The 25,366-nt window shown below is 55.8% G+C and carries 22 protein-coding genes and 2 tRNA genes; 5 read left to right on the forward strand and 19 right to left on the reverse strand.

The genetic code is table 11. From position 1 onward, the window contains the following. Nucleotides 1–1,063: 1,063 nt before the first annotated feature. The 3 genes from QT231_RS12100 to QT231_RS12110 form a co-directional block, all read right to left on the reverse strand. Nucleotides 1,064–1,726, reverse strand: a complete 663-nt coding sequence (locus QT231_RS12100; RefSeq protein ID WP_007113812.1) for a response regulator transcription factor — start codon at nt 1,724–1,726, stop codon at nt 1,064–1,066. 255 nt (nt 1,727–1,981) lie between these two features. Continuing rightward, nucleotides 1,982–3,931, reverse strand: coding sequence for an acetate--CoA ligase (acs, locus tag QT231_RS12105; RefSeq protein ID WP_308337111.1), 1,950 nt, complete (start codon nt 3,929–3,931; stop codon nt 1,982–1,984). A 195-nt stretch (nt 3,932–4,126) separates the two neighbouring features. Beyond that, nucleotides 4,127–4,675, reverse strand: a complete 549-nt coding sequence (locus QT231_RS12110) for a SprT-like domain-containing protein (RefSeq protein ID WP_308337112.1) — start codon at nt 4,673–4,675, stop codon at nt 4,127–4,129. Nucleotides 4,676–4,738: 63 nt separating this feature from the next. Here QT231_RS12110 and QT231_RS12115 point away from each other — a divergent pair, with 63 nt between their 5' ends. Continuing rightward, on the forward strand, nt 4,739–5,398 hold the full coding sequence (locus QT231_RS12115; RefSeq protein WP_308337206.1) for a YecA family protein: 660 nt from the start codon (nt 4,739–4,741) through the stop codon (nt 5,396–5,398). A 36-nt stretch (nt 5,399–5,434) separates the two neighbouring features. On the opposite strand, the gene QT231_RS12120 is transcribed toward QT231_RS12115, so the two are convergent. From QT231_RS12120 to ampD, 7 genes are all read right to left on the reverse strand, one after another. Next, nucleotides 5,435–6,556: a phospholipase D-like domain-containing protein gene (locus tag QT231_RS12120; protein ID WP_308337113.1), complete on the reverse strand. Its 1,122-nt coding sequence runs from the start codon at nt 6,554–6,556 to the stop codon at nt 5,435–5,437. Between the two features lie 32 nt (nt 6,557–6,588). Further along, nucleotides 6,589–7,332, reverse strand: a complete 744-nt coding sequence (locus tag QT231_RS12125; RefSeq protein ID WP_308337115.1) for a class I SAM-dependent methyltransferase — start codon at nt 7,330–7,332, stop codon at nt 6,589–6,591. Continuing rightward, nucleotides 7,329–8,027, reverse strand: a complete 699-nt coding sequence (tsaB, locus tag QT231_RS12130) for a tRNA (adenosine(37)-N6)-threonylcarbamoyltransferase complex dimerization subunit type 1 TsaB (RefSeq protein ID WP_308337116.1) — start codon at nt 8,025–8,027, stop codon at nt 7,329–7,331. Before tsaB ends, QT231_RS12125 begins: the two co-directional genes overlap by 4 nt. A 123-nt stretch (nt 8,028–8,150) precedes the next feature. Continuing rightward, a complete protein-coding gene (adk, locus tag QT231_RS12135; RefSeq protein WP_308337118.1) occupies nt 8,151–8,804 on the reverse strand; it encodes an adenylate kinase in 654 nt (217 codons plus the stop codon). Nucleotides 8,805–9,059: 255 nt separating this feature from the next. Further along, the gene (gene aceF / locus QT231_RS12140) at nt 9,060–11,102 is read right to left on the reverse strand and encodes a pyruvate dehydrogenase complex dihydrolipoyllysine-residue acetyltransferase (protein ID WP_308337120.1); all 2,043 of its coding nucleotides are present in this window, start codon (nt 11,100–11,102) and stop codon (nt 9,060–9,062) included. A 58-nt stretch (nt 11,103–11,160) separates the two neighbouring features. Next, nucleotides 11,161–13,833: a pyruvate dehydrogenase (acetyl-transferring), homodimeric type gene (gene aceE, locus QT231_RS12145; RefSeq protein WP_308337121.1), complete on the reverse strand. Its 2,673-nt coding sequence runs from the start codon at nt 13,831–13,833 to the stop codon at nt 11,161–11,163. A 413-nt stretch (nt 13,834–14,246) separates the two neighbouring features. After that, nucleotides 14,247–14,825, reverse strand: a complete 579-nt coding sequence (ampD, locus tag QT231_RS12150) for a 1,6-anhydro-N-acetylmuramyl-L-alanine amidase AmpD (protein WP_308337122.1) — start codon at nt 14,823–14,825, stop codon at nt 14,247–14,249. A gap of 93 nt (nt 14,826–14,918) precedes the next feature. Here ampD and nadC point away from each other — a divergent pair, with 93 nt between their 5' ends. Then, nucleotides 14,919–15,773: a carboxylating nicotinate-nucleotide diphosphorylase gene (gene nadC / locus QT231_RS12155; RefSeq protein WP_308337123.1), complete on the forward strand. Its 855-nt coding sequence runs from the start codon at nt 14,919–14,921 to the stop codon at nt 15,771–15,773. Here nadC and QT231_RS12160 read toward each other — a convergent pair. Then, on the reverse strand, nt 15,770–16,294 hold the full coding sequence (locus QT231_RS12160; protein ID WP_308337124.1) for a GNAT family N-acetyltransferase: 525 nt from the start codon (nt 16,292–16,294) through the stop codon (nt 15,770–15,772). The genes nadC and QT231_RS12160 overlap by 4 nt on opposite strands. Before the next feature lie 140 nt (nt 16,295–16,434). On the opposite strand from QT231_RS12160, the gene tsaA reads away from it, so the two are divergent. Then, complete coding sequence (gene tsaA / locus QT231_RS12165; protein WP_308337125.1) at nt 16,435–17,172, forward strand: tRNA (N6-threonylcarbamoyladenosine(37)-N6)-methyltransferase TrmO; 738 nt, start codon at nt 16,435–16,437, stop codon at nt 17,170–17,172. 15 nt (nt 17,173–17,187) lie between these two features. Here the strand turns inward: tsaA and purC are convergent, their stop codons facing one another. The 3 genes from purC to dapA form a co-directional block, all read right to left on the reverse strand. Then, the gene (gene purC, locus QT231_RS12170) at nt 17,188–17,904 is read right to left on the reverse strand and encodes a phosphoribosylaminoimidazolesuccinocarboxamide synthase (RefSeq protein WP_088699390.1); all 717 of its coding nucleotides are present in this window, start codon (nt 17,902–17,904) and stop codon (nt 17,188–17,190) included. 32 nt (nt 17,905–17,936) lie between these two features. Further along, entirely contained in the window at nt 17,937–18,920 is a 984-nt protein-coding gene (gene bamC / locus QT231_RS12175; protein ID WP_308337126.1) for an outer membrane protein assembly factor BamC, read from the reverse strand. A gap of 77 nt (nt 18,921–18,997) precedes the next feature. Further along, a complete protein-coding gene (dapA, locus tag QT231_RS12180) occupies nt 18,998–19,882 on the reverse strand; it encodes a 4-hydroxy-tetrahydrodipicolinate synthase (RefSeq protein ID WP_088699388.1) in 885 nt (294 codons plus the stop codon). A 266-nt stretch (nt 19,883–20,148) separates the two neighbouring features. Here dapA and QT231_RS12185 point away from each other — a divergent pair, with 266 nt between their 5' ends. After that, a complete protein-coding gene (locus tag QT231_RS12185; protein WP_308337127.1) occupies nt 20,149–20,625 on the forward strand; it encodes a peroxiredoxin in 477 nt (158 codons plus the stop codon). A 38-nt stretch (nt 20,626–20,663) separates the two neighbouring features. Here the strand turns inward: QT231_RS12185 and QT231_RS12190 are convergent, their stop codons facing one another. After that, entirely contained in the window at nt 20,664–21,776 is a 1,113-nt protein-coding gene (locus tag QT231_RS12190; RefSeq protein ID WP_308337128.1) for an AI-2E family transporter, read from the reverse strand. Further along, nucleotides 21,773–22,036, reverse strand: a complete 264-nt coding sequence (locus QT231_RS12195) for a sulfurtransferase TusA family protein (protein ID WP_308337129.1) — start codon at nt 22,034–22,036, stop codon at nt 21,773–21,775. The genes QT231_RS12190 and QT231_RS12195 overlap by 4 nt, the downstream gene beginning before the upstream one ends. Before the next feature lie 199 nt (nt 22,037–22,235). Here QT231_RS12195 and QT231_RS12200 point away from each other — a divergent pair, with 199 nt between their 5' ends. Further along, the gene (locus QT231_RS12200; RefSeq protein ID WP_308337130.1) at nt 22,236–23,699 is read left to right on the forward strand and encodes a M48 family metalloprotease; all 1,464 of its coding nucleotides are present in this window, start codon (nt 22,236–22,238) and stop codon (nt 23,697–23,699) included. An 89-nt stretch (nt 23,700–23,788) separates the two neighbouring features. On the opposite strand, the gene nadA is transcribed toward QT231_RS12200, so the two are convergent. The 3 genes from nadA to QT231_RS12215 all read right to left on the reverse strand — a co-directional run bounded on the left by nadA (nt 23,789) and on the right by QT231_RS12215 (nt 25,354). Then, on the reverse strand, nt 23,789–24,817 hold the full coding sequence (gene nadA / locus QT231_RS12205; RefSeq protein WP_308337131.1) for a quinolinate synthase NadA: 1,029 nt from the start codon (nt 24,815–24,817) through the stop codon (nt 23,789–23,791). A 280-nt stretch (nt 24,818–25,097) separates the two neighbouring features. Then, nucleotides 25,098–25,173 (reverse strand) — tRNA-Lys (locus QT231_RS12210). Between the two features lie 105 nt (nt 25,174–25,278). Next, nucleotides 25,279–25,354 (reverse strand) — tRNA-Lys (locus QT231_RS12215). Nucleotides 25,355–25,366: the final 12 nt, after the last annotated feature.

Here is a 25,366-nt window from a genome sequence, read left to right on the forward strand (position 1 = left end):
GAAGAAAGACCGAAGAAGAGCCTTGGAGGGCTGACACCGTCAGCCTATGCCGAGCAACTGGTGGTAAAACACGATAAAGTTACTTCTGACTCTAAACCCAGGTGCTACTGAAGATGGGGTGACGTCGGAACGTTACAGATAACACTCGCATTTTAACGGATACACTAGTCAGATTATGTAAGCATATTCTTAAAAAAATGTAAGACATCTCTTACAAAAACACTTTTGATCTACATTCAGGCTCAATTGTAGGTGGCAGATGAACGCCATAAAGCTTGGATTCATAGAATAACTGCAGCACTTTGGAACACCCGTCAAAATCAAGAGGAACGTCGTCTGCACCATATCTGCCTTATCTACCCAAGTGACGCACAGCACGGGTACCGACAACTGGCAAAGACACAACGATACCGATTTTTGGCTATCGTATGGCCCGCATAAGATAGCCAAGGCAATTGGTTACTACACGCATAACGGCGTTATCAGCGATAGTTGGCGAAGCAGACGGGGTTAGGCAAGATTCCGCATGGTTGGACATCAAGCAGTACCATGCCGAGAGGGGGGAAAACGGCACTATACCTTCACTGGGAAGGCAACACGGTGATCAAGGGTCACAAAGAATCCGGGCTGAAGATGGTGATCGAAAGGCGTAGTGGCTACCTATTGGCAGTGAGGATACTAGCAATCACCGTCACTAGAACGGATAGAGCAATGACCCGGTTATTGACACCACCACGCCAAGGGAATAGTTCACACCATCACCCCAAGGTGGCTAAGGCCGCCTCGACCAAGACCTACTTTTGCAACACGTACCGCTCAGGCCAGCATGGTACTAATGAAAACACCAATGATCTGATGCACCAATATTTCCTGAAAGGACAGAGTTCCAAAACGGCTTCGTGAAAAAACTGGCATTATCATCTATTGAAACAAGTACTTAAGATATTTTTCATACAGGCACTACTGACACGCACGTTACAGGCCAATCGCGCGGCGCGTTAAGCGCGCCGCAGCTAACCACATCAGGTCTTAACAAACAGCAGGCCTCAATAACAACAGCCGCTTAGGAGACAACCTTCGGCGGTTCGACTTCCAGCTTCTGGGCAGCAATCACTGCCTGGGTGCGGGAGTGAACGCCCAGCTTGCGTAGAATCGCTGTCACGTGAGCCTTGATGGTCGCTTCAGAGACGCTCAGTTCGTAAGCAATCTGTTTATTCAGCAGGCCTTCGGTGAGCATATTCAAGACGCGGAACTGCTGGGGCGTTAGCGAGGCAATCGCCTCAGCAAAGCGCGACTCCTCCTCGCTGGTCTCTTCCAAGACGTTGGCCAACGCCTCGGGCAGCCACACTTCGCCCTGCAGGATTTCGCCAACCGCTTCAGCAATAAGCTGCAGTGAAGACGATTTAGGGATAAAACCCGACGCGCCGTAGTCAATAGCACGACGCACCACGTAGGGCTCATCACTGCCTGATACCACCGCCACGGGAATATCGGGCATCTGGCCGCGTAGTTGAATCAAGCCTGAGAAGCCGTGGGCTCCCGGCATATGCAGATCGAGCAGAATCAAGTCGGCATCAGGATGGCGATTCACCACATCGGTGGTGGCTTCCATGGTGTCCGCTTCGACAATTTCCGCCTGGGGGGCCAACTGGCGTAACGCTTGGGTCAGCGCTGCACGAAACAGCGGGTGATCGTCAGCGACGATAAACTTATGAGCTACTGCCATGGATATTCCTCCGGTTCCTCGAGCAGCGGGGTTGTCTGCCGCCGCGACGCTAGGCTCTTACGGTTGTGAAGCATGGTACCCCATGGGCTTCATCATGCCCAAGCATCACATGCACAATTTATAATAGATCGTTCACACAAGTGAAACACGCATCTATAAACGCGTATCTATAAACACAGCCGTGCCGACCTACTCGGGTCGGCACGGCTTTTTCAAGGGGCTGTTGCGGCTAAACAGCCTAATTCGTTGTCGCCATTATTGGTTGGCACGATGCTCAATTAGCTCATCGACCACCGAGGGGTCAGCCAGCGTACTGGTATCCCCCAAACCATCACACTCATTGGCGGCAATCTTGCGCAGAATACGGCGCATGATTTTACCCGAGCGGGTTTTCGGCAAACCTGGCGCCCATTGGATGACATCCGGCGACGCAATCGGGCCAATATCTTTGCGCACCCACTGGGTCAGCTCTTTTTTGAGTTCGTCTGTCGGCTCGATACCGTCATTCAGGGTGACATAAATATAGATGCCTTGTCCCTTAATATCGTGCGGAAAACCAACAACGGCTGCTTCCGCAACGGCGCTGTGGGCCACCAGAGAAGACTCAATCTCGGCGGTGCCCATGCGGTGACCCGAAACGTTCAGAACGTCGTCCACACGACCAGTGATCCAGTAGTAACCATCCTCATCGCGGCGACAGCCGTCACCTGTAAAGTACATACCATCGTAGGTCGAGAAGTAAGTCTGAACATAGCGCTCGTGGTCACCCCAAATAGAGCGCGCCTGGCCCGGCCAAGCGTCAAGGATCACCAAGTTGCCTTCAGCGGCGCCTTCCAGTTTATTCCCTTCGTTATCGACCAGCGCGGGCTTCACACCGAAAAACGGTACGGTCGCAGAGCCAGGTTTAAGCGACGTAGCGCCCGGCAGCGGCGCAATCATGATGCCGCCGGTCTCAGTCTGCCACCAGGTATCCACAATCGGGCATTTTTCATTGCCGATCACGCGATAGAACCACTCCCATGCCTCGGGATTGATCGGCTCGCCCACAGAGCCCAGCAGACGCAGGCTGTCGCGCTTGCTAGAGTCCATAACGTTTTCGCCATGGGCCATCAGAGCACGCACCGCAGTGGGCGCAGTATAGAGAATATTGACGTTGTGTTTATCAACGATATCACCCATACGGCCATGGGTGGGATAGCTGGGAACGCCCTCAAACATCAGGGTCGTCGCACCGTTGGCCAAGGGGCCATAAACGATATAGCTATGCCCGGTGACCCAGCCAACGTCCGCGGTGCACCAGTAGATTTCACCCTCTTGATAATCAAACACGTACTGATGAGTCATGGCGGCATAGGTCAGGTAGCCACCGGTGGTGTGCTTCAGACCTTTAGGCGCACCGGTAGAGCCTGAGGTATAGAGAATAAACAGCGGGTCTTCGGCGCCCATGGCTTCGGCTTCACACTCGCTGGACTGCTTATCGACCAGCTCGTCAAACCAGACATCGCGGCCCTCTTTCCAGTCAATCTCACCGCCGGTGCGTTTCACCACCAAAACGTTTTTGCATACATCAGTGCCGTCACGGGTCAGCGCAGCATCCACGTTCTCCTTCAGCGGCACGTGCTTGCCACCGCGCACTGACTCATCGGCGGTAATCACCAGTTTGGAGTCGGCGCCGATAACACGCTGGGCAACGGCATCGGGAGAGAAGCCGCCAAATACTACAGAGTGAACGGCCCCGATACGCGAGCAGGCCAGCATCGCCATGGCTGCTTCGGGAATCATCGGCATATACAGCGTGACGGTATCACCTTTACCGATGCCCAGCTCTTTCAGCGCGTTGGCTAGCTGATTCGTGCGTGCATAGAGTTCGCGATAAGTAATATGTTTGGATTCATTGGGATTGTCGCCTTCCCAAATGATTGCCGTCTGATCACCACGCTTTTCAAGATGGCGGTCAAGACAGTTGGCGCTGACGTTCAGCAGGCCATCTTCAAACCAACGGATATCGACATTATCACGCGCAAAGGAGGTATTTTTGATTTTAGTGGGCGCTTTAATCCAGTCCAGACGCTTGGCCTGCTCGGCCCAGAAGCCTTCCGGGTCGTCCATCGACTGCTGATACATGGCCTCATATTTGGCTTTATCGGCCCAGGCATTGGCGGCGAAATCGTCGCGCACCGGATAGACGTTCTGTTGATCGCTCATAAAATTGCCTCTGTCCGTGAAAATGCACTCTCTAAGAAACTGTAGTCGATACGACTAGTTATGGGGCTTAATTGGCCATTATCGTAAGTATCGACTGCCATAAATGTTCTCCTAGCATAAACCTCCTCGCGCGGGCTTCCCTTTAGACATTGGTATTATCGTTTTTTATTTAAAAAACAAAGATTTATAAACAAATCACAAGACAACTTCCGGCCTGTAGACCAAGGTCTTAGCACAGTGTCGACAGCGGTAACGACGCCCATTTACCACTAAAGCATGACGCCTCGGGGTAAATTGATGAAAGCGGCAATCGCACTGGTAACGATAAGGTGCGGACTGCGCCTGCTTAATATCAAACCGGTGGGTCACACTGGGCACTAAGCCGAAGAGATCGCGCATCACCGTTTTCCACTCGTGACCGTGGGGTTTCAGGCGCGGGCCATTATCCAAATGAAACACCAGCCAGTGAGCCATTTCGTGGGGAATCACCTCATCAAAAAACGCTGTGCGGTTTTCATTCAGCAGTACCGGATTAAAACGTAAACCACCGTGGCCAAGATGTGCCTGCCCGGCTGCCGCGCCGCGCAGGTTAAACCACACTTTTGGCGCTGGCAGCGACGGGCACACTTCACAGCAGCGCTGCCACGCCTGTTCAACGCGTACCCGCGCGGCCTGGTGCAGCGCTGTCTCCGACATGGCTGCCAATTCAGCGGCAGGCCAGGGGGGCAGTGGTAATGTCTTCATTAGTGATAAACTAGCCGTTAAAGATAACCATTGATGAACGATTGTATAGATGAGGCTTTACTCATGGCAGAGCGCAGCGATACGCCTGAAACGAACACGCCCCCGCAGCCACTGCTCGAGGATGAGCAACTGGACAGACTGGATGACTTCCTCGACTCTGATCAAGTGGATGAAGACGCCCTGGATCTCATCTCCGCCCATGGTTTTTTAGTGGCCCTTGCGGTAGCCCCTAGCGAAGTGCCCACTACCCAGTGGCTGGCTGAGCTGTTTCAGGGCGAGCCTCGCTACGCCAGCGATGCTGAGCGTGATGAGATTACCACCCTGCTCACGCTGCTGCGTGACAATGCAGTGGCAGTACTCGAACAAGGCGGCCTGCCGGAACTACCGTTTGAGCTGACGCTGGGCGGTGAGCCTGCCGAGGAAACGCCTATCGGTGACTGGTGTGCAGGCTTTATGGAGGGCGTCTTCAGCGACGAAAGCGCCTGGTTCCAGGACGATGAAGAGGCCGCCGCCACCCTGCTGCTACCATTTATGCTGCTCTCCGGACTGTTCGACGATGAGCCGGACATGGCCGAACTGGCTAAGGATCAAGCGCGCCAGGAGTCGCTGGTGGTACAGTTGCCGGAGCTGGTGTTGGATCTTTATCTGCATTACCGCGTGCCGCAGGAAACGCCCAAACCCAAACCGCGCAAAAAAACGCCTGCAAAAGGCAAAAAGCGCTAGGTACTTAGATAAGCATAAGCACGCAGGCAAAAGACGCTATTTAAGCCGCATTATCAGCGCGTCAAGCACACCATAGAGCCACTCCCGGACGCGCTGCCCCCAGGGCCGGGCCGCCCAAGCCTCGGCATCTACCTCCTGGCTGGCGGCAAAGTTACGCTCAAACAGCTCGCGTACATCGGCCGCGAGCTTCGGATCCTTCGCCTCTTGGTTGGCTTCCAGATTCCAGTGCAAATTCCAATGGTCAAAGTTACACGAACCAATGCTCACCCACTCATCGGCGAGCACAAATTTGGCATGGATAAAGGTCGGTTGAAACTCAAAAATGCGCACTCCGGCCTTGAGCATGGCGTGATAAAAGCGCTGCCCGGCAAAACGCACGCCGGGATGATCATGCTTTGCCCCCGGCAACAATAAACGCACGTCAACCCCGCGGCGAGCCGCCCGAACCAAGCGCCGACGCAGGGCAAAAGTGGGCACGAAATAGGGCGTACACAGCCAGAGCCGTTCATTTACCTGGCTGACACGATGATGCAGCGAGTGGCGAATCGCTTGATAGCGGTAGCCACGGGCTGACATTGCCCGCCCAGGCACGCCATTAGGGAGCACCTGTGGCTTACGGCGCTCAGGGAGAGTCGCCGGGCGATTATCGCCCTTCTCCGCGCGGGTCAGGCGCGAATGCCACAGCCGGCGAAACAGCAGCTCCCAATCGGCCACCACTGGCCCTTCAATACGTAGCGCAATTTCGTACCAGGCATTGAGAAACTCATCCACCGCGCCAAAACCGCCGGTAAACGCCAGTTCGCCATCGATAACCACTATTTTGCGGTGATCGCGGCTTAAGTTCCGTGCTAAAGAGTGAAAGCCAATAGGGTTAAAAAAGCGCAGCTGAACACCGCCCTGCTTGAGGTGTTGGCGATCACTATTGGAGAGGCCCATGGAGCCATAACCATCCAACATCAGACAGACGCAGACCCCGCGTTTGGCAGCTTTTATAAGCGCATCGCTGACCTGATCGGCAAGCTCCCCCGACTCCATCAAGTAGAGCTCTACCAGCACATAGTGCCGTGCGGTATGCACCGCTTCAAACATGGCCGGCAGAAAGCGCGCAGCCTCGGGCAGCAGCGTAAAGCGATTACCTTCTCGCCACTCGTTCCGCATAGGTGCTCCTGGGTTGATAGGGTGCCAACGATCTAGCGTGCCAATGAGCGATGCACATACAGATCGTAGCGGCTGGTTTTACCCTCAAGGGTATGCTGGGGCGCTGGGCCCGCAATAGGCGGCGCTTTACGGGGGCGTTTAACCACCACCCGGTGAGTGGCCACATCCAGTGCTGCTTCAAGTAATCGCGGGGCATCGTTATCGTCGCCAGCCAACTCGCGAAACAGCCGCATCTCTTTTTTCACCAGCGCCGATTTCTCACGATGGGGAAACATCGGATCCAGGTGTATCACCTGGGGTGAAAAGCGTGCGTTTGCGACGAGTTCAGCCAAGGATTGAGCCGCATCGCCGTGACGCAGCACCATTCGGGCAGCAATATCCGCCGTCTCGCTATGTCTGGAGGCGCGCTTCAGACCATCCTCTAACAGCGCCGCAATCGCTGCGACTCGCTCAATTAACAAAACCTGAGCGCCTAAACTCGCCAACACAAAGGCATCACGCCCCAGCCCGGCGGTGGCATCGACAATACTCGGTGTCACACCCTTGGAGAGCCCACACGCCTTGGCGACTAGCTGGCCTCGCCCACCGCCAAAGCGGCGCCGGTGAGCGGCTTTACCCGCCGCAAAATCAACACTCAGTGGGTTGCCGTAGCGCTTCTCATCACCCACCAGCACCAGCCCTTCCTCACGTTGCTCTAAACGCAGGCCGTCAGGTAGAACAACTCCTTCATGATCGATCTCAACGTCGCCCTCAACATGGCTCTCTACAAAGCTCATGCGGGCTTTTTCCAGGCCACGTCGTTGCGCAGATAAACAGGCTGAACCAAGTGGGCGGCCTGCCCCAAACCAGCGGCAAAATCACGCGCCGCCAGCCACGCCATCTCTTCGGCACGGGGCTCTAAATCATCCAAATGCTGGGGCATGCTGAGCTGCACATCGACAGTAAATTGCTCCCATAGTGCAAAGCCGCTGCCCACGCCCACCCAGTCGGTTTCGTCGCCCGGCAGCCTCAGCCTCTCCGGGGCTAGCACCGCCTCGGCACTCATCGGCGTGATGGTATCGTTAAGACAGTGCCAGGTTGCGGCGTACACCTCACCCATGCGGGCATCCAGGGCGGTCACCACGTGGCGCAGGTGGTAGCGACGGTGGGCCTGAAGGGCCAGCGCCTCCAAGGTAGACACACCCAGTAGCGGGCAGTCGAGGCCAAACGCCAGACCTTGGGCTGCCCCCGCGGCTATTCGCAGCCCGGTGAACGAACCTGGCCCGCGACCAAAAGCCACGGCATCAAGCTGGGAAGGCGGTACCTGCGCTTCGGCAAGCACTTCATCCACCATCGGCAGCAGCCGACGGGTATGGGCACGGGGCGTCATCTCAAAGCGCGCCAGACACTCGGTGCCCGAATCGCCTTGGCGCAGTAGCGCTGCAGAGCAGGCGCTTGAAGAGGCATCAAGGGCAAGCAGATGTAACGGCATAACAAGTGGCCACTCGAAAGAAAAGTTGCAGCATTATACCTTTGCCATGCCAATACGACGATGGCCCGCATTAAGCGGGCCATCGAAACAGGTAAAACGCTCTTTATTAGCTAAGGGCTCTTATCAGCTAAGGGCTTCTTTTACCTGGTGGGTAATATCGGTCACGCTGCCCACGCCTTCAATGCGGTGATACTGGGGGGCATTTTGAGGATCCTGCTTGGCCCACTGCTGGTAGTAATCGACCAGCGGCGCCGTTTGATCATGGTAAACCGATAACCGGTTGCGCACCGTGGCTTCCTGATCATCTTCACGCTGGATCAGTGTTTCACCGGTCACATCATCTTTGCCCGGCTCTTTGGGCGGATTGTGCTCAACGTGATAAACCCGGCCCGAAGCCTGGTGAACACGGCGGCCAGCCAAACGGCTAACAATCTCTTCGTCGGGCACGGCAATTTCCACCACGTGATCCAGCTTAACGCCGCCCTCTTTCATGGCGTCGGCCTGAGGGATTGTGCGTGGGAAACCATCGAACAGAAAGCCGTTTTCGCAGTCGGGCTGGCTGATGCGCTCTTTGACCAGGTCGATGATGATGTCGTCAGACACCAGGCCGCCGCTGTTCATGATCTCTTTTACTTTCAGGCCCAGCTCAGTGCCATCTTTAATGGCCGTGCGTAGCATATCCCCGGTGGAAATCTGAGGAATCTTAAATTGCTCGCAAATAAACTGAGCTTGAGTCCCCTTCCCCGCACCGGGGGCACCCAACAGGATTAAACGCATGGCACTGCTCCTTGAAGTTCTTAGTATGAAAAAAGAGTCTGAAAATGAGAATGTAAATTCTGTTAACTGACAATAACCGCGCCTCTCAAGCGACACAACTCCCCAAAAGCCTGAGAGACCCGCTTTTATGTCATTTTTTTGTCGTTAAAACAGTCAGGTGTCCCAAATCTACCACTTTGGTCGCCCTGCTATAGGCTTAGCAAGCACAAGCGGCGCCCCGAAGGGCGCCGCTTGTAAAATGTTCATCGCTACTCTTTACAGCAGTAAGCGACGAATATCGGTCAGCACATCCGCCAGGAAGGCAGTAAAGCGTGCCGCATCAGCGCCGTTGATCGCGCGGTGATCGTAGGAGAGCGATAGCGGCATCATCAGGCGCGGCTGGAAGGCGCTGCCATCCCAAACTGGCTTCATCTGCGCTTTGGAGACGCCCAGAATGGCCACTTCCGGCGCGTTAACGATCGGGGTAAACGCCGTACCACCAATCGAGCCGAGGCTCGAAATGGTGAAGCAGCCACCGGTCATCTCGTCGCGCTTGAGCTTTTTGGTCTGAGCCTTCTTGCCTAGCTCTGCCATCTCCTTGGCAATCTCGATCAAGGATTTTTTATCGGCATTGCGTACCACCGGCACCATCAGGCCGTCAGGCGTATCGACAGCAATACCGATATGGACGTAGTTCTTCCATACCAGGGTTTCGCCGTCACCCTTCAGGCTGACGTTGAACTGCGGGAATTTACGCAGCGCAAAGGCGCAGGCCTTAACCATAAACGGCAGCGGCGTCAGTTTGGCACCCTGAGCTTCCGCTTCGGCCTTCATCGCTTTACGGAAAGCTTCCAGCTCGGTGATGTCCGCCTCGTCGAACTGGGTGACGTGGGGCACATTGAGCCAGCTGCGATGCAGGTTGGTCGCGCCCATCTTGAGCAGACGCCCCATGGGCTTTTCTTCCACTTCACCAAACTGGCTGAAGTCGACTTCCGGTATTGGCGGAATACCCGCACCGCCAGTGGCCGCGGCTGCCGCGCCAGGCTGGGCTTTACCCTGATTGGCAATCGCCTGCTTCACATAGGACTGTACGTCCTCCTTGAGCACACGATCTTTCGGGCCGCTGGGTTTCACCAGCCCCAAGTCGACCCCCAGCTCACGGGCCAGCATGCGCACCGCAGGGCCAGCGTGAACCAGCTTGCCATCGCGGGGCTTATGGGCTGCCATCTGGGCTTCCGGGCTAGGCGTGCCCACCGGAGACTCAGTGGCCTTGGTCTCTTTTTTAGGCTCGGATTTTTCGGGTGCGGCTTTTTTCGGTGCGGCTTGCTGACTCTTAGAATCCGCTTTAGCACCAGCCACTTCGATATAGCCGATCACATCGCCTTCAGAGACGGTATCACCCTCTTTAACGGTCAGCTCAAGGAGCTTGCCTTTATAGGGACTAGGCACGTCCATAGAGGCTTTGTCGGACTCCAGGGTGATCAACGGGTCTTCTTCGTTGACCTCGTCACCCGCGGCTACGCCGATCTCGATAATCGGCACGTCAGAAGAGCCTGAAAGATCCGGTACGCGAATCTCTTTGCGCTCCGGCTCGCCGCTAGTCGTCTCTTCCTGATCGTCTTCAGAAGACGCTTCCGGCTCGCTGCTGGATTGGTTAGAAGAGAACTCTGCAGAAGCGCTCTCTTCCGGCGCCTCTTCACTGTCGTCGCCTTCGCCAGCGATCTCCATCTGGCCGATCACATCGCCTTCAGAAACCGTGTCGCCCTCTTTCACGGTAAAGCTGACAATCTTACCGCTATGGGGGCTGGGCACGTCCATGGAGGCTTTGTCAGACTCCAGGGTGATCAGGGTGTCTTCGGCCTCGACCTCATCGCCTTCGCTGACGGCAACTTCGATAATTTCGACGCTCTCAGAGCCACCGAGATCCGGCACTTTGATATCCACCGTTTGCTTACCGCCGGCGGACTTTTTAGCCGCGGGCTTCTGCTCTTGCGGTTTGTCTTCTTTAGGTGTTTCTTTTTTCGCTGGGGCCTCTTCAGACTGGCTATCAGACGAGCTCTCTTGTTTCTCGTCGTCGCCACCTTCGACTTCCAGCTCAACGATATCGTCACCTTCCGAGACGCTATCGCCTTCTTTGACCAGCACTTTGAGTACCTTGCCGCCTTTCGGCGCCGGTACGTCCATGCTGGCTTTGTCGGATTCCAGCGTGATTAGGGTGTCTTCCGCTTCGATGACGTCGCCTTCTGACACCGCAATCTCGATGATTTCGACATCGGTATCGCCGCCGATATCGGGAACTTTGATGATTTCGCTACTCAAGGTCGCGCTCCTTCCAAATCGGATCGAGCCGGTGGGCAACCGCCCACCGGTCAGCGGTTTAGCTAGTCAGCGGGTTAGGCTTATTGGCATCAATGCCGTACTTCTTAAGCGCTTCACCAACCTGCTTGCGATCAATCTCGCCGCGTTCAGCCAGCGCACGCAGCGCCGCCACGGCAACGAAGTAGCGGTCTACTTCAAAGAAGTAGCGCAGCTTCTCACGGGTGTCTGAACGGCCAAAGCCATCAGTACCCAGTACAGTGTAGTCACCCGGCACCCAGGCGCGCACTTGATCGGCATACAGCTTCATGTAGTCAGTAGAGGCAATAACCGGGCCATCGCGCCCTTCCAGGCACTTGGTGACGTGGGGCTTATGCGCCTCGGCGTCTGGGTTCAGGAAGGCTACACGGTCTAGCAGCAGCGCTTCACGACGCAGCTCGTTAAAGCTGGTAACGCTCCAGATGTCGGCGCCAATACCCCAATCGTTCTCAAGCAGTTCAGCGGCAGCTTCTACTTCGCGCAGAATGGTGCCAGAGCCCAGCAGTTGAACGCGGCCTTTGTCACCCTTGGTTTCGCGCAGCAGGTACATACCTTTGACGATATCGTCGGCGGGTACGTTTTCCAGCGCAGGGTGCTCGTAGTTCTCGTTCATCACCGTCAGGTAGTAGAAGCAGTTCTCTTTGTCAGTGAACATGCGCTTCAGGCCATCCTGAACAATGACCGCCACTTCATGGGCATAGGTCGGGTCGTAGCTGCGGCAGTTGGGAATGGTCGAGGCCTGAATCAGGCTGTGGCCATCCTGGTGCTGCAAACCTTCGCCGTTAAGCGTGGTACGCCCTGCGGTGCCGCCAACCATAAAGCCGCGTGCCTGCAGGTCGCCCGCCGCCCAGGCCAAGTCGCCAATGCGCTGGAAGCCGAACATCGAGTAGTAGATGTAGAACGGCAGTAGCGTGACGTTGTTGTTGCTGTAGGAGGTCGCGGCGGCAATCCAGGCCGACATGGCGCCCGCTTCGGTAATGCCCTCTTCGAGAATCTGACCTTTTTGATCCTCGCGGTAGAACATGATCTGGCCTTTATCCACCGGCTCGTACTTCTGGCCTTCCGAGGTGTAGATACCCAGCTGGCGGAACATGCCCTCCATACCGAAGGTACGCGCTTCGTCGGGGATAATCGGCACGACTTTCTTGCCTAGCTTTTTATCTTTCACCAGGCCATTGAGTACGCGCACAAACGCCATGGTGGTGGAGACTTCACGACCTTTCGAGCCGCCCATTTGCGAGGCAAAGGTTTTGTCTTCGAGGCTGGGAATCTCCAACGCTTCAAAGTCGCTCTGGCGGCTGGGCAAATACCCCCCCAGACGCTCACGCTGCAGGTGCATGTACTTGAGCTCGGGAGAGTCCTCTTCCGGCTTGTAGTAAGGCACTTCTTTGAGCTGTTCGTCGGTGAGCGGAATACCGAAGCGATCACGGAAGGTCTTGAGCGCTTCGTACTCCATGCTCTTGACCTGGTGCGCTTCGTTGGCCGCTTCGCCATCGCCGCTGCCCATGCCGTAGCCTTTAACGGTGTGCGCCAGGATAACCGTGGGCTTGCCGTTAGAGGTGTTAACCGCTTCGTTGTACGCCGCGTAAACCTTGAACGGATCGTGACCGCCGCGGTTGAGCTTCCAGATATCTTCGTCAGAGAGGTCGTTGACCATCGCCTCGGTTTCTGGGTACTTACCGAAGAAGTGCTCGCGGGTGTACGCACCGCCGTTGGCCTTGTAGTTCTGATACTCGCCGTCGACCGCTTCGTCCATACGCTTCTGAAGGACGCCTTTCTTATCCTTCTCGAACAGCGGATCCCAGTGGCGGCCCCAAACGACCTTGATCACGTTCCAGCCAGCGCCACGGAAGACGCCTTCGAACTCGTCCATAACGCGGGAATTGCCGCGCACAGGACCATCAAGGCGCTGCAGGTTACAGTTGATGACGAAGACCAGGTTGTCGAGGTTTTCGCGACCGGCCAGAGAAATCGCACCCAGAGATTCCGGCTCGTCACACTCGCCGTCACCCATAAAGCACCAGATCTTGCGGTCGTACATATCCTTCAGCTCACGGTGATGCAGGTACTTCATCACGTGCGCTTGATAAATCGCTTGAATGGGGCCAAGGCCCATGGATACCGTGGGAAACTGCCAGTAGTCAGGCATCAACCACGGGTGCGGGTAGGACGAGAGGCCATCGCCATCGACTTCCTGGCGGAATTTGTCCATCTGCTCTTCAGACAGACGGCCTTCCAAATAGGAACGCGCGTAGATACCCGGCGCCACGTGCCCTTGGATATAGATCAGGTCACCGGCAAAGTCGCCCTGGGGGGCGCGGAAGAAGTGGTTAAAGCCCACGTCATACAGGGTTGCCGAAGACATAAAGCTGGCAATGTGGCCACCCAGGCCCGGCTTGGCGCGGTTGTTGCGAATCACCTGCGCAATGGCGTTATAACGGATCAAAGAGCGAATACGACGCTCCATGAACAGGTCGCCAGGCATCGGTGCTTCACGGTGAACCGGGATCGTATTTCGGTGCGGGGTTGTCACCGAGAAGGGCACCCTCATGCCGTCCCGACGCAGGCGATCCGCCAGGCGGGTCATCAGGTAGCGGGCACGATCTTCGCCCTCACGATCCAATACCGATTCCAGGGAATCAATCCATTCCGTGGTTTCGATCGGATCGAGATCTTCTCTTGTCTCCAGACTCATAGAGGTCTCTCCGAATGACGATAAATGACAAAAATCCCCGCTACCCTGAAGGGCCTGGGGCGGCGGTGTGGAAATCCACCACTCGCCAACATTCAGCCGGTGATTAAACGCCGGATAGGGGTTTTAGCTCTACATTCAACAAGCTACGTACTTATTTAGGTACTTATTGATGTAGTAAAGCTACATGATGCTGTTAAGCGTTAGCCTTTTGTATAGGGGAAGATACCTCAAAGTCGCCACGCTGCCAATTCCATCGCGGTGGAAAAGCCTATCGAAAACAAACTATTGCAGTGCAACATAAGTGATATATAGAGTATTGAAGGCTGCCATCAGCAGGCGACAAAATGTAATTAAACTACCGTTTTATTACGTTTGGGGTGAAGCACTTAGCTATTGAAACGCTCACTCGCCCCCTAGCGCAACGCGCGACTCAGCTGCTGGTAAAAATACGCCCAATCAAATGCCGGGCCCGGGTCTGTTTTACGCAGCGGCGCGACGTGGGCATGACTGGTAATACGCTCGCTATTGATCTGGGGGTAACGCGCCATTAACCACACTGTCGCCTCTACCAGCGCGTTATACTGGGCTTTGCGGTAAGGGGTAACGTCATCTCCTTCAAGTTCGATACCCACCGAGAAATCGTTGAGCGCTGTTCGCCACCCTGCTTGGTGAGCGTCCCACCAGCATGAGCGACCGGCATGCCACGCACGATGATCTGTATCAACAAACTGCACACATTCGCCATCACGACGAATGAGCAGATGAGCGGAGACTCTTAAGTGAGCTATTTCCGTAAAAAATGGGTGCTCACCAGCCGACAACCGATTGGTAAATAGCGCCTCAATAGCGTCGCCGCTAAACTGACCGGGAGGCAGACTAATAGCGTGAATGAGTAGTAGCGAGACCTCCTCACTGAGCCGGGCGTCGCAGTTGGGTGAAACGACTTGCCGGGCGCTACTCCACCAACCGCTAAGGGGTTGTTTGTCTTCCATGCGCATGGTCTCCTCTACAGTAACGCGTTCTTCCACGGCTCTCTTTCATTATAATGGCCACCCATAATCGACGACGTTCAGAGAATCACTGCCATGCATTATCAATCCGCTCTTGCTGAAGAAATCCGCGCCAGCGCCGCTCGCCTGTTGGCTGAGGACGTTGGCCCGGGTGATATTACCGCGCAACTGATCCCTGAGCATCAGTGGGCCAGCGCCGACGTGATTAGCCGTGAAGCCGCCATACTGTGCGGAGCGCCCTGGGTGGATGAACTGTTTCGCCGCCTGGATAGTCGGGTAAGCCTGACATGGCACGCCGCCGATGGCGATAAACTTGAAGCTGGTCAGTGTTTCCTAACCCTGGAAGGCCCTGCCCGTATCCTGCTTACCGGCGAGCGGGCAGCGCTTAACGTGCTACAAACGTTGTCGGCCACTGCCACGGCCACCCGCACCTATGTCGACCTGATCGAAGGCACTGGCGTCCGTCTGCTGGATACCCGCAAAACGTTACCTGGCATGCGCTTGGCGCAAAAGTATGCGGTCACCTGTGGGGGCGGGCACAACCACCGCATTGGCCTATGGGACGCGTTTTTGATCAAAGAGAACCACATTGCTGCCTGTGGGGGGATCCAAGCGGCGGTGGCTCAGGCGCGCAAGCTCGCCAGCGACTTGCCTGTGGAAGTCGAGGTAGAAACATTTGAAGAGCTGGATCAGGCGTTGGCAGCGGGGGCTGATATTGTCATGCTCGACAACTTTGCCATCGAAGACCTTCACGTTGCCGTTGAAATTAACGGCGGCCGCGCCACCCTGGAAGCCTCGGGCAACGTGGATGCCACAACTCTGCGGGCAATCGCCGATACCGGCGTTGACTGTATCTCCAGCGGGGCACTGACCAAAGATATCGCCTCGATCGATCTTTCCATGCGGATTACCCGCAGCTATAGCGTCTAAGTTTCAACAGCGTTAAGCCGCTTGGTGAGCTTATAACGCAACAGTCGCTCCCCGCTTCGCTCGACCCACTGCTCGCCGTGGTTCTCCCAGCCACGGCGCAGTAAGCGCTCATAAAGCACTAAGCTAGCCTCTATCTCGACTTCCCCCTTGCCCTCCTCGATAAGCAGTCGCTCGGCATGTACCAGTAGCGTGGTGCCGATACCGCGGCCAGCCAGTGAGGGCCATACGTAGAGGGTTTCAACTCGCCCGGCGACTAAATCCAGCTCAAGAAACCCCACGCAGCGACCATCGCAGGTTGCCACCAAGGTGGTGTAGAGCGCTTGCCTAACTCCCCACGCGCTGCCCTCTCGGGGCAGTGCGTGGGCCCAGGCCTTCCGCTCCGATAGCGTGTAATGTGTGGCCGCACCTTGCATAACAGCGTGGTAAAACACTTCCGCCTGGTCGGCGGCATCCCGGGCCAGCGCTGCGCGATACATTACCCGCGTACCGGCTGGCGCTTGTGGCTCCTCGGTATTCGTCATGCATCACCTCTGAGCTGTTCAACTTTCATTTGATCAAGACACATTCGATCACGCCCCATTTGGTCACGCTTAAGGCATTGGCCTGCTTTATACTACTTGGATCAATTATACGCGAATCAACCCTAGCAAAAGGCAGTGTGATGGACGACGCCCCTAACAGCGAGCACTTTACGCTGACGCCCATTGGTTATGTGGTTAGCGACTACCCCGATAAATTCGGTATCCCGCGTCAGCCGGGGCTCGCCCCGGCTGCCAATGCCCGGCTTGTACTCACTGCGCCTTACAACGACCCGCTCGCCGTGCGCGGTTTGGAAGACTTCAGCCACCTGTGGCTAAGCTTTATTTTTCATCACAGCCCCGAACGTTGGTCACCGCTAGTGAGGCCTCCGCGCCTGGGGGGCAATAAAAAGGTCGGCGTTTTTGCCAGTCGCAGTACCCACCGCCCCAACCGCTTGGGGCTCTCGCTTGCGAGATTAATCGGTATCGACACCCAACACGGCGTAACTCTGCTCCTCCAGGGCTGCGATCTGGTCAGTGGCACCCCGGTAGTCGATATCAAGCCTTATCTGCCTTGGGCCGAATCTCATCCCAACGCACAGGCCGGTTTTGCCCCCGATACACCGTCGCTCATGGATGTCACCTTTCACCCCTCGGCGCTGGACATGCTCGCTCAGCGCCAGGACAGTGCCACACTGCGGGCATTAATTGAACAGGTGCTAAGCCAAGACCCTAGACCCGCCTATAAGCAAAAGGATCGGGGGTCTGAGCGACTTTACGGTGTTCGACTGCGCGACGTGGACGTTAAGTTTTGCTCCCGCCAAAACGGCGAAGCCACCACCTTAGAGGTGATGGCTATCGAACCTTACGCCACGTCATAACTTAAGCGTGGCGGTTTACGCGGGAAAGGTAATACCCAAACGACGGCCAACTTCCTCGTAGGCCTCGATAACGCCACCCAACCCCTGGCGGAAGCGATCTTTATCCAGCTTCTCGCGGGTGTTGGCATCCCACAGGCGGCAACCGTCCGGGGAGAATTCATCCCCCAGCACGACTTCACCTTTGAATACGCCAAACTCCAGCTTGTAATCCACCAGCAGCATATCGCCTTCAGCAAACAGCGCCTTGAGGATATGGTTAACCTTGAAGGTTAATACCTTCATCTTGGCTAACTGCTCGGGCGTGGCCCAGCCAAAGGTCTCCGCCAGCGACTCGTTAATCATCGGGTCGCCCTTCTCGTCGTTCTTCAGGAACAGTTCAAAGGTCGGTGGCGTAAGCGCGATACCCTCTTCGACACCCAGCCGTTTTACCAAACCACCCGCGGCGATATTGCGCACTACGCACTCCACCGGGATCATCTGCATTTTTTTGACCAGACTCTCGGTATTGGAGAGCTGCTTTACAAAGTGAGTAGGAATACCTGCTTCCTGCAGCCGCTCCATAATGAAGGCGTTAAAGATGTTATTGACCATCCCCTTGCGGGCCAGCGACTCCACCTTTTTACCATCGAAGGCGCTGGTGTCGTCACGAAAATTGAGCACCAACAAATCCGGATCGTCGGTGGTATACACAGATTTCGCCTTACCGGCGTAAAGTTCTTGGCGCTTTTCCATGGGGGCTCCGTAAGGGATCAAAGGTCAACAAATTAACGTAAATAGCCGGAGACACGCTCAAGCAGCTCGCGCTGATCATCGGCGCTGAATGCCCGCTCGCTGGCGTTAATGGCACGCAGAATCGTCTGATCGCCGTCAGGCTGCAAGGCAAGACGTATCTGTTGAGACATCTTGCGCACGTCCGCGCTGAAGACAATTTGCAGCGGATTACGGTTACGCTCGGTTTCGGTCATATAGTCAACCAGGAACTCGTGGTCACTGGGGTCGGCGGCCAGCAAATCACGCTGCCCTTCTTGGGCAAAGTCCAGCTCAAGGTAGTGGTTCAGTTCGGCCCAGACACGGTCAACTGGCTGGGGAATAATCACTTCCCACTCGTCGCCTTGCTGGCGAATTTGCAGCGTTTGCTCATCGGTAAGACGCTGCGCCGTCCATGAAGAGGAGACGCTGGCTGACGCGCTGCGCGAACTTAGGTGGCTCTCCAGCGCATCCAGGCAGCTCGCCATGGTTTGTCCGCCACTGACGCAGCGAACTTCGCTGCTGCCTGCGCGTAGCGCGCTCTGTAGCCGTATTTCCGCCTGTGAGGTAACGATAACCCCCTGGGAAGCGCTACTCTGTAGCATGTCCAACTGACGGCTGCGTACAAACTCTTCCAACTGCGGCCAAACTGTACCGGTATCGGCAGCCACCACTAGCCAGGTTTGATCGCCGACTTCACGGCGCTCAACGTACTCAGGCTCCAAGCCGCTACCGATTGCCAGTGACTGCGGAGGGCGAATTTCTGCCGCTTCGTCAAGCCGTGCCCCCTGGGTGGCGGCCTGAGGAACCGGTAGCGCATCGCGGTAGCGTTGGGTATTGCGGGTCTCTGGCAGCACCAGAGGCGGCGCCGGAGCGGCCTCAGTGTAATCCAGGTTACGGTCGTGGTAAAAACCATCCCGCGCACAACCAGAGAGCGCGACAGCCGCTGCAAGTGCCAGCGGAACCCATTTAAGCGCACGTATTTCAAGCACAGAGCTCATCAAGCCACCTTAAGTCAACAAATCAGGTACCCAGCTCAGCGGAAAGTGAGCTGGATAGCAAAGGGTATTGTGTCGGGTTACTCCTCTACGACGCCCGCCAGCTGCAGTGCTTCGCTCACGGTGGCGTGGTACTTTTCCGACAGCCAAGTTAGCGGTAAGCGAATACCTGCGTCCGCGTAACCCATACGATTCAGCGCCCACTTCACGGGGATAGGGTTCGACTCTATACCCAGATTGGTGTGCAGCGGCATCAAACGCGTATTAATCTGATGCGCCTTATCGGCGTCACCGGCTACGGCTGCCGCGCAAAGCTCATGCATCGCTCTGGGGGCAACATTGGCGGTGACTGAGATATCGCCATGGCCACCCATCAACATAAAGTCACAGGCGGTCGCATCGTCGCCAGAGTAGAGCATAAAGCCACTGCCCTTTAGGCGGGTGATTAGATCTTCCGCACGCTCCAGGTTCCCTGTAGCGTCTTTTAAACCGATAATATTATCGACTTCAGCCAGACGTAAGACGGTCTCATTGTAGATATCAGAGCAGGTACGGCCCGGCACATTGTAAAGAATGACCGGCAGGTCGCTTGCCTCGGCGGTGGCCTTAAAGTGCTGAAATAGCCCTTCCTGTGTAGGCTTGTTGTAGTAAGGCGCAACCGTTAGACAATAATCGGCACCGACCTCTTTCGCATAGCGGGTCAGCTCTACTGCTTCGGTAGTGTTGTTCGAGCCGGTACCGGCAATGACGGGGATACGGCCATTGACCTCTTCTACCACGCTGCGAATGACGTCAAAGTGCTCTGCGAAGGACATGGTAGTCGGCTCGCCCGTGGTGCCAGCTGCCACAATGGCATCGGTGCCATTTTCGAGATGGAAGTTCACCAGACGGCGAAGCGCCTCCCAGTCGATGTCGCCATTGACCTTCATAGGCGTCGCCAGGGCGACGATGCTGCCTGTGATCATCCGTTTATTCCTCACCAGCCAAATTGTGATATCAACTATCTAGGTTTTTAAGTGCTAACTGTTTTAGATGCTTGTCGAAACCGAGCGCGATCACGCTATTTCGCCTCACGCGACAATTCGCACAGAGGCCAAATGGTACTCAGGCGATTCGAGCCTGTACAGCGTAAAGCGATGTGAGTTTGTCGTCACGATGTTTTGCGCTTTGACAATGCCCTCTGGCTTGCGTGTAATCACCCTTAACATCCACCGTAAATAAGGATCTCATCATGCCTGTTGAAATCGGCCAGCCCGTCGCGGATTTTTCCGCTACTGCCACCGGTGATACCCAAGTGACGCTGTCGGAACTGCGCGGCAAACAAGTGGTTATTTACTTCTACCCTAAAGCCAGCACGCCCGGCTGCACCACCGAAGGAGGAGATTTCCGTGACCGTAAACCCGCCTTTGATGCCGCCAATACGGTGATTCTCGGCGTCTCTCGTGACGGCCTGCGCGCCCAGGAGAACTTTAAGGCCAAGCAGGATTTTAATTTCGACCTGATCTCCGACAAAGATGAAAACGTCTGCACGCTATTTGACGTTATCAAACTCAAGAAGATGTACGGCAAGGAGCACCTGGGCATCGAACGCAGCACCTTCCTGATTGACAAAGAGGGCAAGCTAGCCCAGGAGTGGCGAGGTGTTAAAGTGCCTGGCCACGCTGACGAAGTGCTTGCTGCGGCTGAAAAACTTAACGCTGCTAGCTAACCCATCATGCCCGCGACCAGCGCGGGCAGTGTTCAGCGCTACTCGAACTCTTTTGCCGGCGCTTGGGCTTGCAACCCCCGCTGCTCATCACGCCCTTGCATGCTGCGCGGCCAAGCGTAAATTAGCGCTTTCAGCAGCGTTGCCAAGGGAATGGCAAAGAAAATGCCCCAGAACCCCCAAATTCCACCAAAGAACAGCACCGCCACAATGATAGAAACCGGGTGAATATTATTGGTTTCAGAGAATAATATCGGTGCCAATACGTTGCCATCCAATGCTTGAATCACGCCGTAAGCCACCAGCACATATGCAAACTGTTCACTAAGGCCAAAGTGAAACCCAGCCACCGCAGCGACCGGCAGCGTGGCCACCGCTGCACCGATGTAGGGCACCAGCACTGAAAACCCCACCAGCACCGCCAATAGCGCCGTATACGGCAAACCAAAAAAAGCAAAGGTAAAGAACGCCACCGTCCCCACGATGATGATTTCAATAAATTTGCCGCGGATATAGTTGGCTATCTGATCGTCCATCTCACGCCAAATACGCGATAGCAGCGTGCGCTTTTGGGGCAGCAGCGAAAGTATGAAACCGACCAGCACGTCGCGATCCTTGAGCATAAAGAAGACCAGAATCGGCACCAGCACCAAGTAAATAATCAGCGCCATAATGTTGCCTAGCGAGGCTAACGAGAGCGTTAAAGCGCGCTGGCCTAACTGGCTAATTTCGCGGCTTGCAACACCTATCCAGCTCTGCATCTGATCAGGCGTAATAATGTTCGGGTAGCGCGCCTGCAGCTCATCCAACCATCCCTGACCACTGGCAAACATCCGCGGCGTCTCTTGCACCAGCCCCACTAGCTGATTCCAGATCAACGGCATCAGAATAAACGCCAGGGTAAGCAGCACACTGATAAAGGCCAGAAAAACCAGTATAACCGCCAGCAGATGTGGCACTCCCCGCCGGGTAAACGCGCTCACAACGCCTTGCAAAAGAAACGCAATCACCAGTGCGGTAAAAAAGGGGGCGAGCATCCGTCCGAACCAGATAATCGCTGCAAAGCCCGCCACCAGTACTACCAACAGAATGAGCGCCTCCTCATCCGAGAAGTAACGCTCAACCCAGCTTTTCAGAATCGTGCGCAGGGTCATGAGTGCGCATCTCCCGCTTTTCTAATCCAGTACACGTAGACGTCATCTCGCTGCTCACGACCCTCCAGCGTATGCGCACTCTGGTCGGTAAACGACGCCATATCCCGCCACGAACCGGCATCCGTTGAGCGTACTTCCAATAATTGTCCTGCCGCCAAGCTTGCCAAAGCCTGCTTCGCTTTTAGCAATGGCAATGGGCAATGCAGCCCACAAGCGTCAAGCACCGTGTCGGGTTGAAAGCCCCCGGTTTGCTCAGACATACACTCTCCCTCAAAATAACTTGCCTATTGACGGCGTAGATTGATCAATGCTGTTGCATAAATATTGTTTAATAAACGCTGCGGCATACACTGTCGTTTAGCGATTGATTTCGCTAGGTAGTCGATTTAACGGCACTTCCCAGCCTTTATCAATGTCACACTATGACTGACGTGCTTAACCATCACTTAAGAGGATGCCATGCCGACCTATCGTACCGCTTACCCTGGCTGGATATGTGCGTTCGCTTGTGCCTGTGGCAGCTTACTGTTTAGTCCGCCAAGCGTCGCTAATAACGATTACGGCTTACCCAGTTTAGGGGCGGCATCTACCTCTGTCAGCAATGAAGAGTATCGCTTGGGCCGCGCTTGGTTGCGTCAGTTTCGTGCCCAGGCCCCTCAGTGGCAAGACCCCATTACCAATGATTATTTGCAAAGTCTGATTGCCCGGCTGGCCCCACACAGCCAGATTAACGGCCTGCGTACCATCACCGTGATGGTCGATAACGGCTCCCTGAACGCCTTTGCCGTACCTGGCGGCGTAGTGGGCATCAATTCGGGGCTTTTCGCGTTTGCCGAAGATGAAGGTGCCTTTGTCTCGGTGCTAGCTCACGAACTGGGCCACCTCTCTCAACGCCACTATGCCCGGGGCAGTGCCCGTGCAGCACAGACCCAACTGCCCGCCATGGCGGCCATGCTGGCAGGTATGCTGATTGCCGCCAGTGGCGGCGGCGACGTTGGCATGGCGACCGCCATGGGCTCCCAGGCGGCACTGATTCAGGATCAGCTCAGCTACTCGCGGCTGTTCGAACAGGAAGCCGATAACATCGGCCTGCAGGCTATGGCCGACGCCGGCTATGACCCTCAGGCAATGGTACGCATGTTTTCAGCCATGCAGCGCATGGCCCGACTGCAGGGCGATACGCCGCCGGAGTTCCTACTCACCCACCCGGTTTCCGATAGTCGCCTTAGCGCCGCACAAGCCCGCGCAGCCCAACTCAATGTCGCCGATGCGTACACCAGCGACACCCTATACGACATGATGCGCGCCCGTGCCCTGCTAAGCATTTACAGCAACACTCCCCAGCAAGCCACGTCTCGCCTTTCTCGGGAAGGCGCCGACCAAGCCGCCCAGGATTACCTAGCGGCACTGATCGATGCGCGCAACGGCCAAACCGACAGTGCTCTGGAGCAGTTGGATAGGCTTGCCAACCAGCATCCCGACTACGCCATGCTGCCCGCCTCTGCAGCCAGCGTGGCGCTGGAAGCGGGGCGCTATGACCAGGCCATTCAGCGCAGCCAGCGATTACTGCGCTTTATGCCCAACTACCTGCCTGCCCAGCTGATCCTGGCTGAATCACAGCTGCAGCGCGATCCTCCTGCGGCCTATCAGTTGCTGAACGATATTACCGCGCAAAATCCGGAAAACCCGCAGGGCTTTAACCTGCTAGCTGAAGCAGCCGGGCGCAGCGGACATGACAGCTGGGGGCATTTAGCGCGCGCAGAGTATCTGCAACTGACTGGCCGGGTTGATCGCGGCATTCGCCAGCTTTCCATCGCCCGGGATGCCGCCGAGAGGGAAAATGACCAGCAGGCGTTGGCAAGAATTGAGCAGCGCCGAGAAGACTTTATTGCGTATCGCGAAACGCTGGAGGAGTTTAATTAAGACCTTGAAGCACCCTACGGCGCCCATGAGTTAAACAGCATGGGCGCCGTATATGTTTAACAGGCTTGGCCTTCAGCTATGCATTGAAGCTATGCATTAAAGTTAAGCATCCGCTCAAGGGGCTTTAAAGCCTGCAGGCGCAGCGCTTCAGCTACCTGAATTTCACCGCTCCCTTCGCGCAACGCGCCCGCCAGATTATCCAGCGCGTTCATCGCCATCCAGGGGCAGTGCGCGCAACTGCGGCAGGTGGCGCCATTGCCTGCCGTCGGCGCTTCAAACAGGGTTTTATCGGGCACCGCTTGCTGCATTTTGAAAAAGATACCCCGATCCGTCGCCACAATCAGCTTATCATTGGGTAGTTCTTTTGCCGCCTTGATCAGTTGCGAGGTCGAACCTGCCACGTCGGCCAGTTTAACCACCGGCTCCGGCGACTCTGGGTGCACCAGCACCGCGGCATCCGGATAGAGGCGCTTCAGGTCTTCAACGCCTTTGGCCTTGAACTCTTCATGGACGATACAGGCACCGTCCCACATCAACATATCAGCGCCGGTTTTATTCTGGATATAGCCACCCAAATGCTTATCGGGTGCCCAGAGAATTTTCTCGCCTTTGGCTTGCAGGTGTTCAATCACCTCGACCGCAATCGACGACGTCACCACCCAATCCGCCCGCGCCTTAACGGCTGCGGAGGTGTTGGCATACACCACCACGGTGCGGTCAGGGTGGGCATCACAGAAAGCGCTGAACTCATCGGCAGGACAGCCAATATCCAGCGAACAGGTGGCTTCCAGGGTAGGCATCAGCACGCGTTTTTCAGGCGAGAGGATCTTGGCGGTTTCGCCCATAAAGCGGACACCGGCGACGACCAGCGTGGTGGCGTCATGGCGAGCACCAAAGCGCGCCATCTCCAGCGAGTCAGCAACACAGCCGCCGGTCTCTTCCGCCAGTTGTTGGATAGCATCATCGGTGTAGTAGTGGGCAACCAAAACGGCGTTGTGGGCTTTCAACAGCCGTTTGATCTCTTCAACCCGAGCCTGATCTTCCGCGGGAATACGGGTCGGGCAGTAGGCCGTAGGTAGCGGAGCGCTTAGCTCAGCTTGAGTAGTCATAATAGTCATTGTGTCTACCACTGTGACGAACAGGGAATCCCCCTGTTAAACACTGGGTCACGGCCCATGCACGCCTTGTACATGCGCCGCTCGTATGAGCGATGGGCCGCTGCGTCTCTCGCGATGGCCAATCACTTAAAATCTATTCTGGACAGATTTATTCTAAACCATTTTGGCGGGAAATAGCGTTTGACTGCAAACAGATTGTCACACCCAGAGCGCTTTCCAAACCCATATCCAGATACATAGCAAAACGCCCCTGGCAGTAAACTGCCAAGGGCGTTGAATTTGGTGGGTCGTGCAGGATTCGAACCTGCGACCAATTGATTAAAAGTCAACTGCTCTACCAACTGAGCTAACGACCCAAACTTGCTGCGCTACTGATTTCCTAGCGCTTCCACACACTATCTACATTAAACGTTCATCACTTAATTCAAACTGACTTGATTTAAACTGATCAGTTGTTTGAATGGTGGGTCGTGCAGGATTCGAACCTGCGACCAATTGATTAAAAGTCAACTGCTCTACCAACTGAGCTAACGACCCGCCTGAACGGAT

This window comes from Halomonas sp. SpR1 (assembly GCF_031010175.1).
Classification (GTDB): Bacteria; Pseudomonadota; Gammaproteobacteria; order Pseudomonadales; family Halomonadaceae; genus Vreelandella.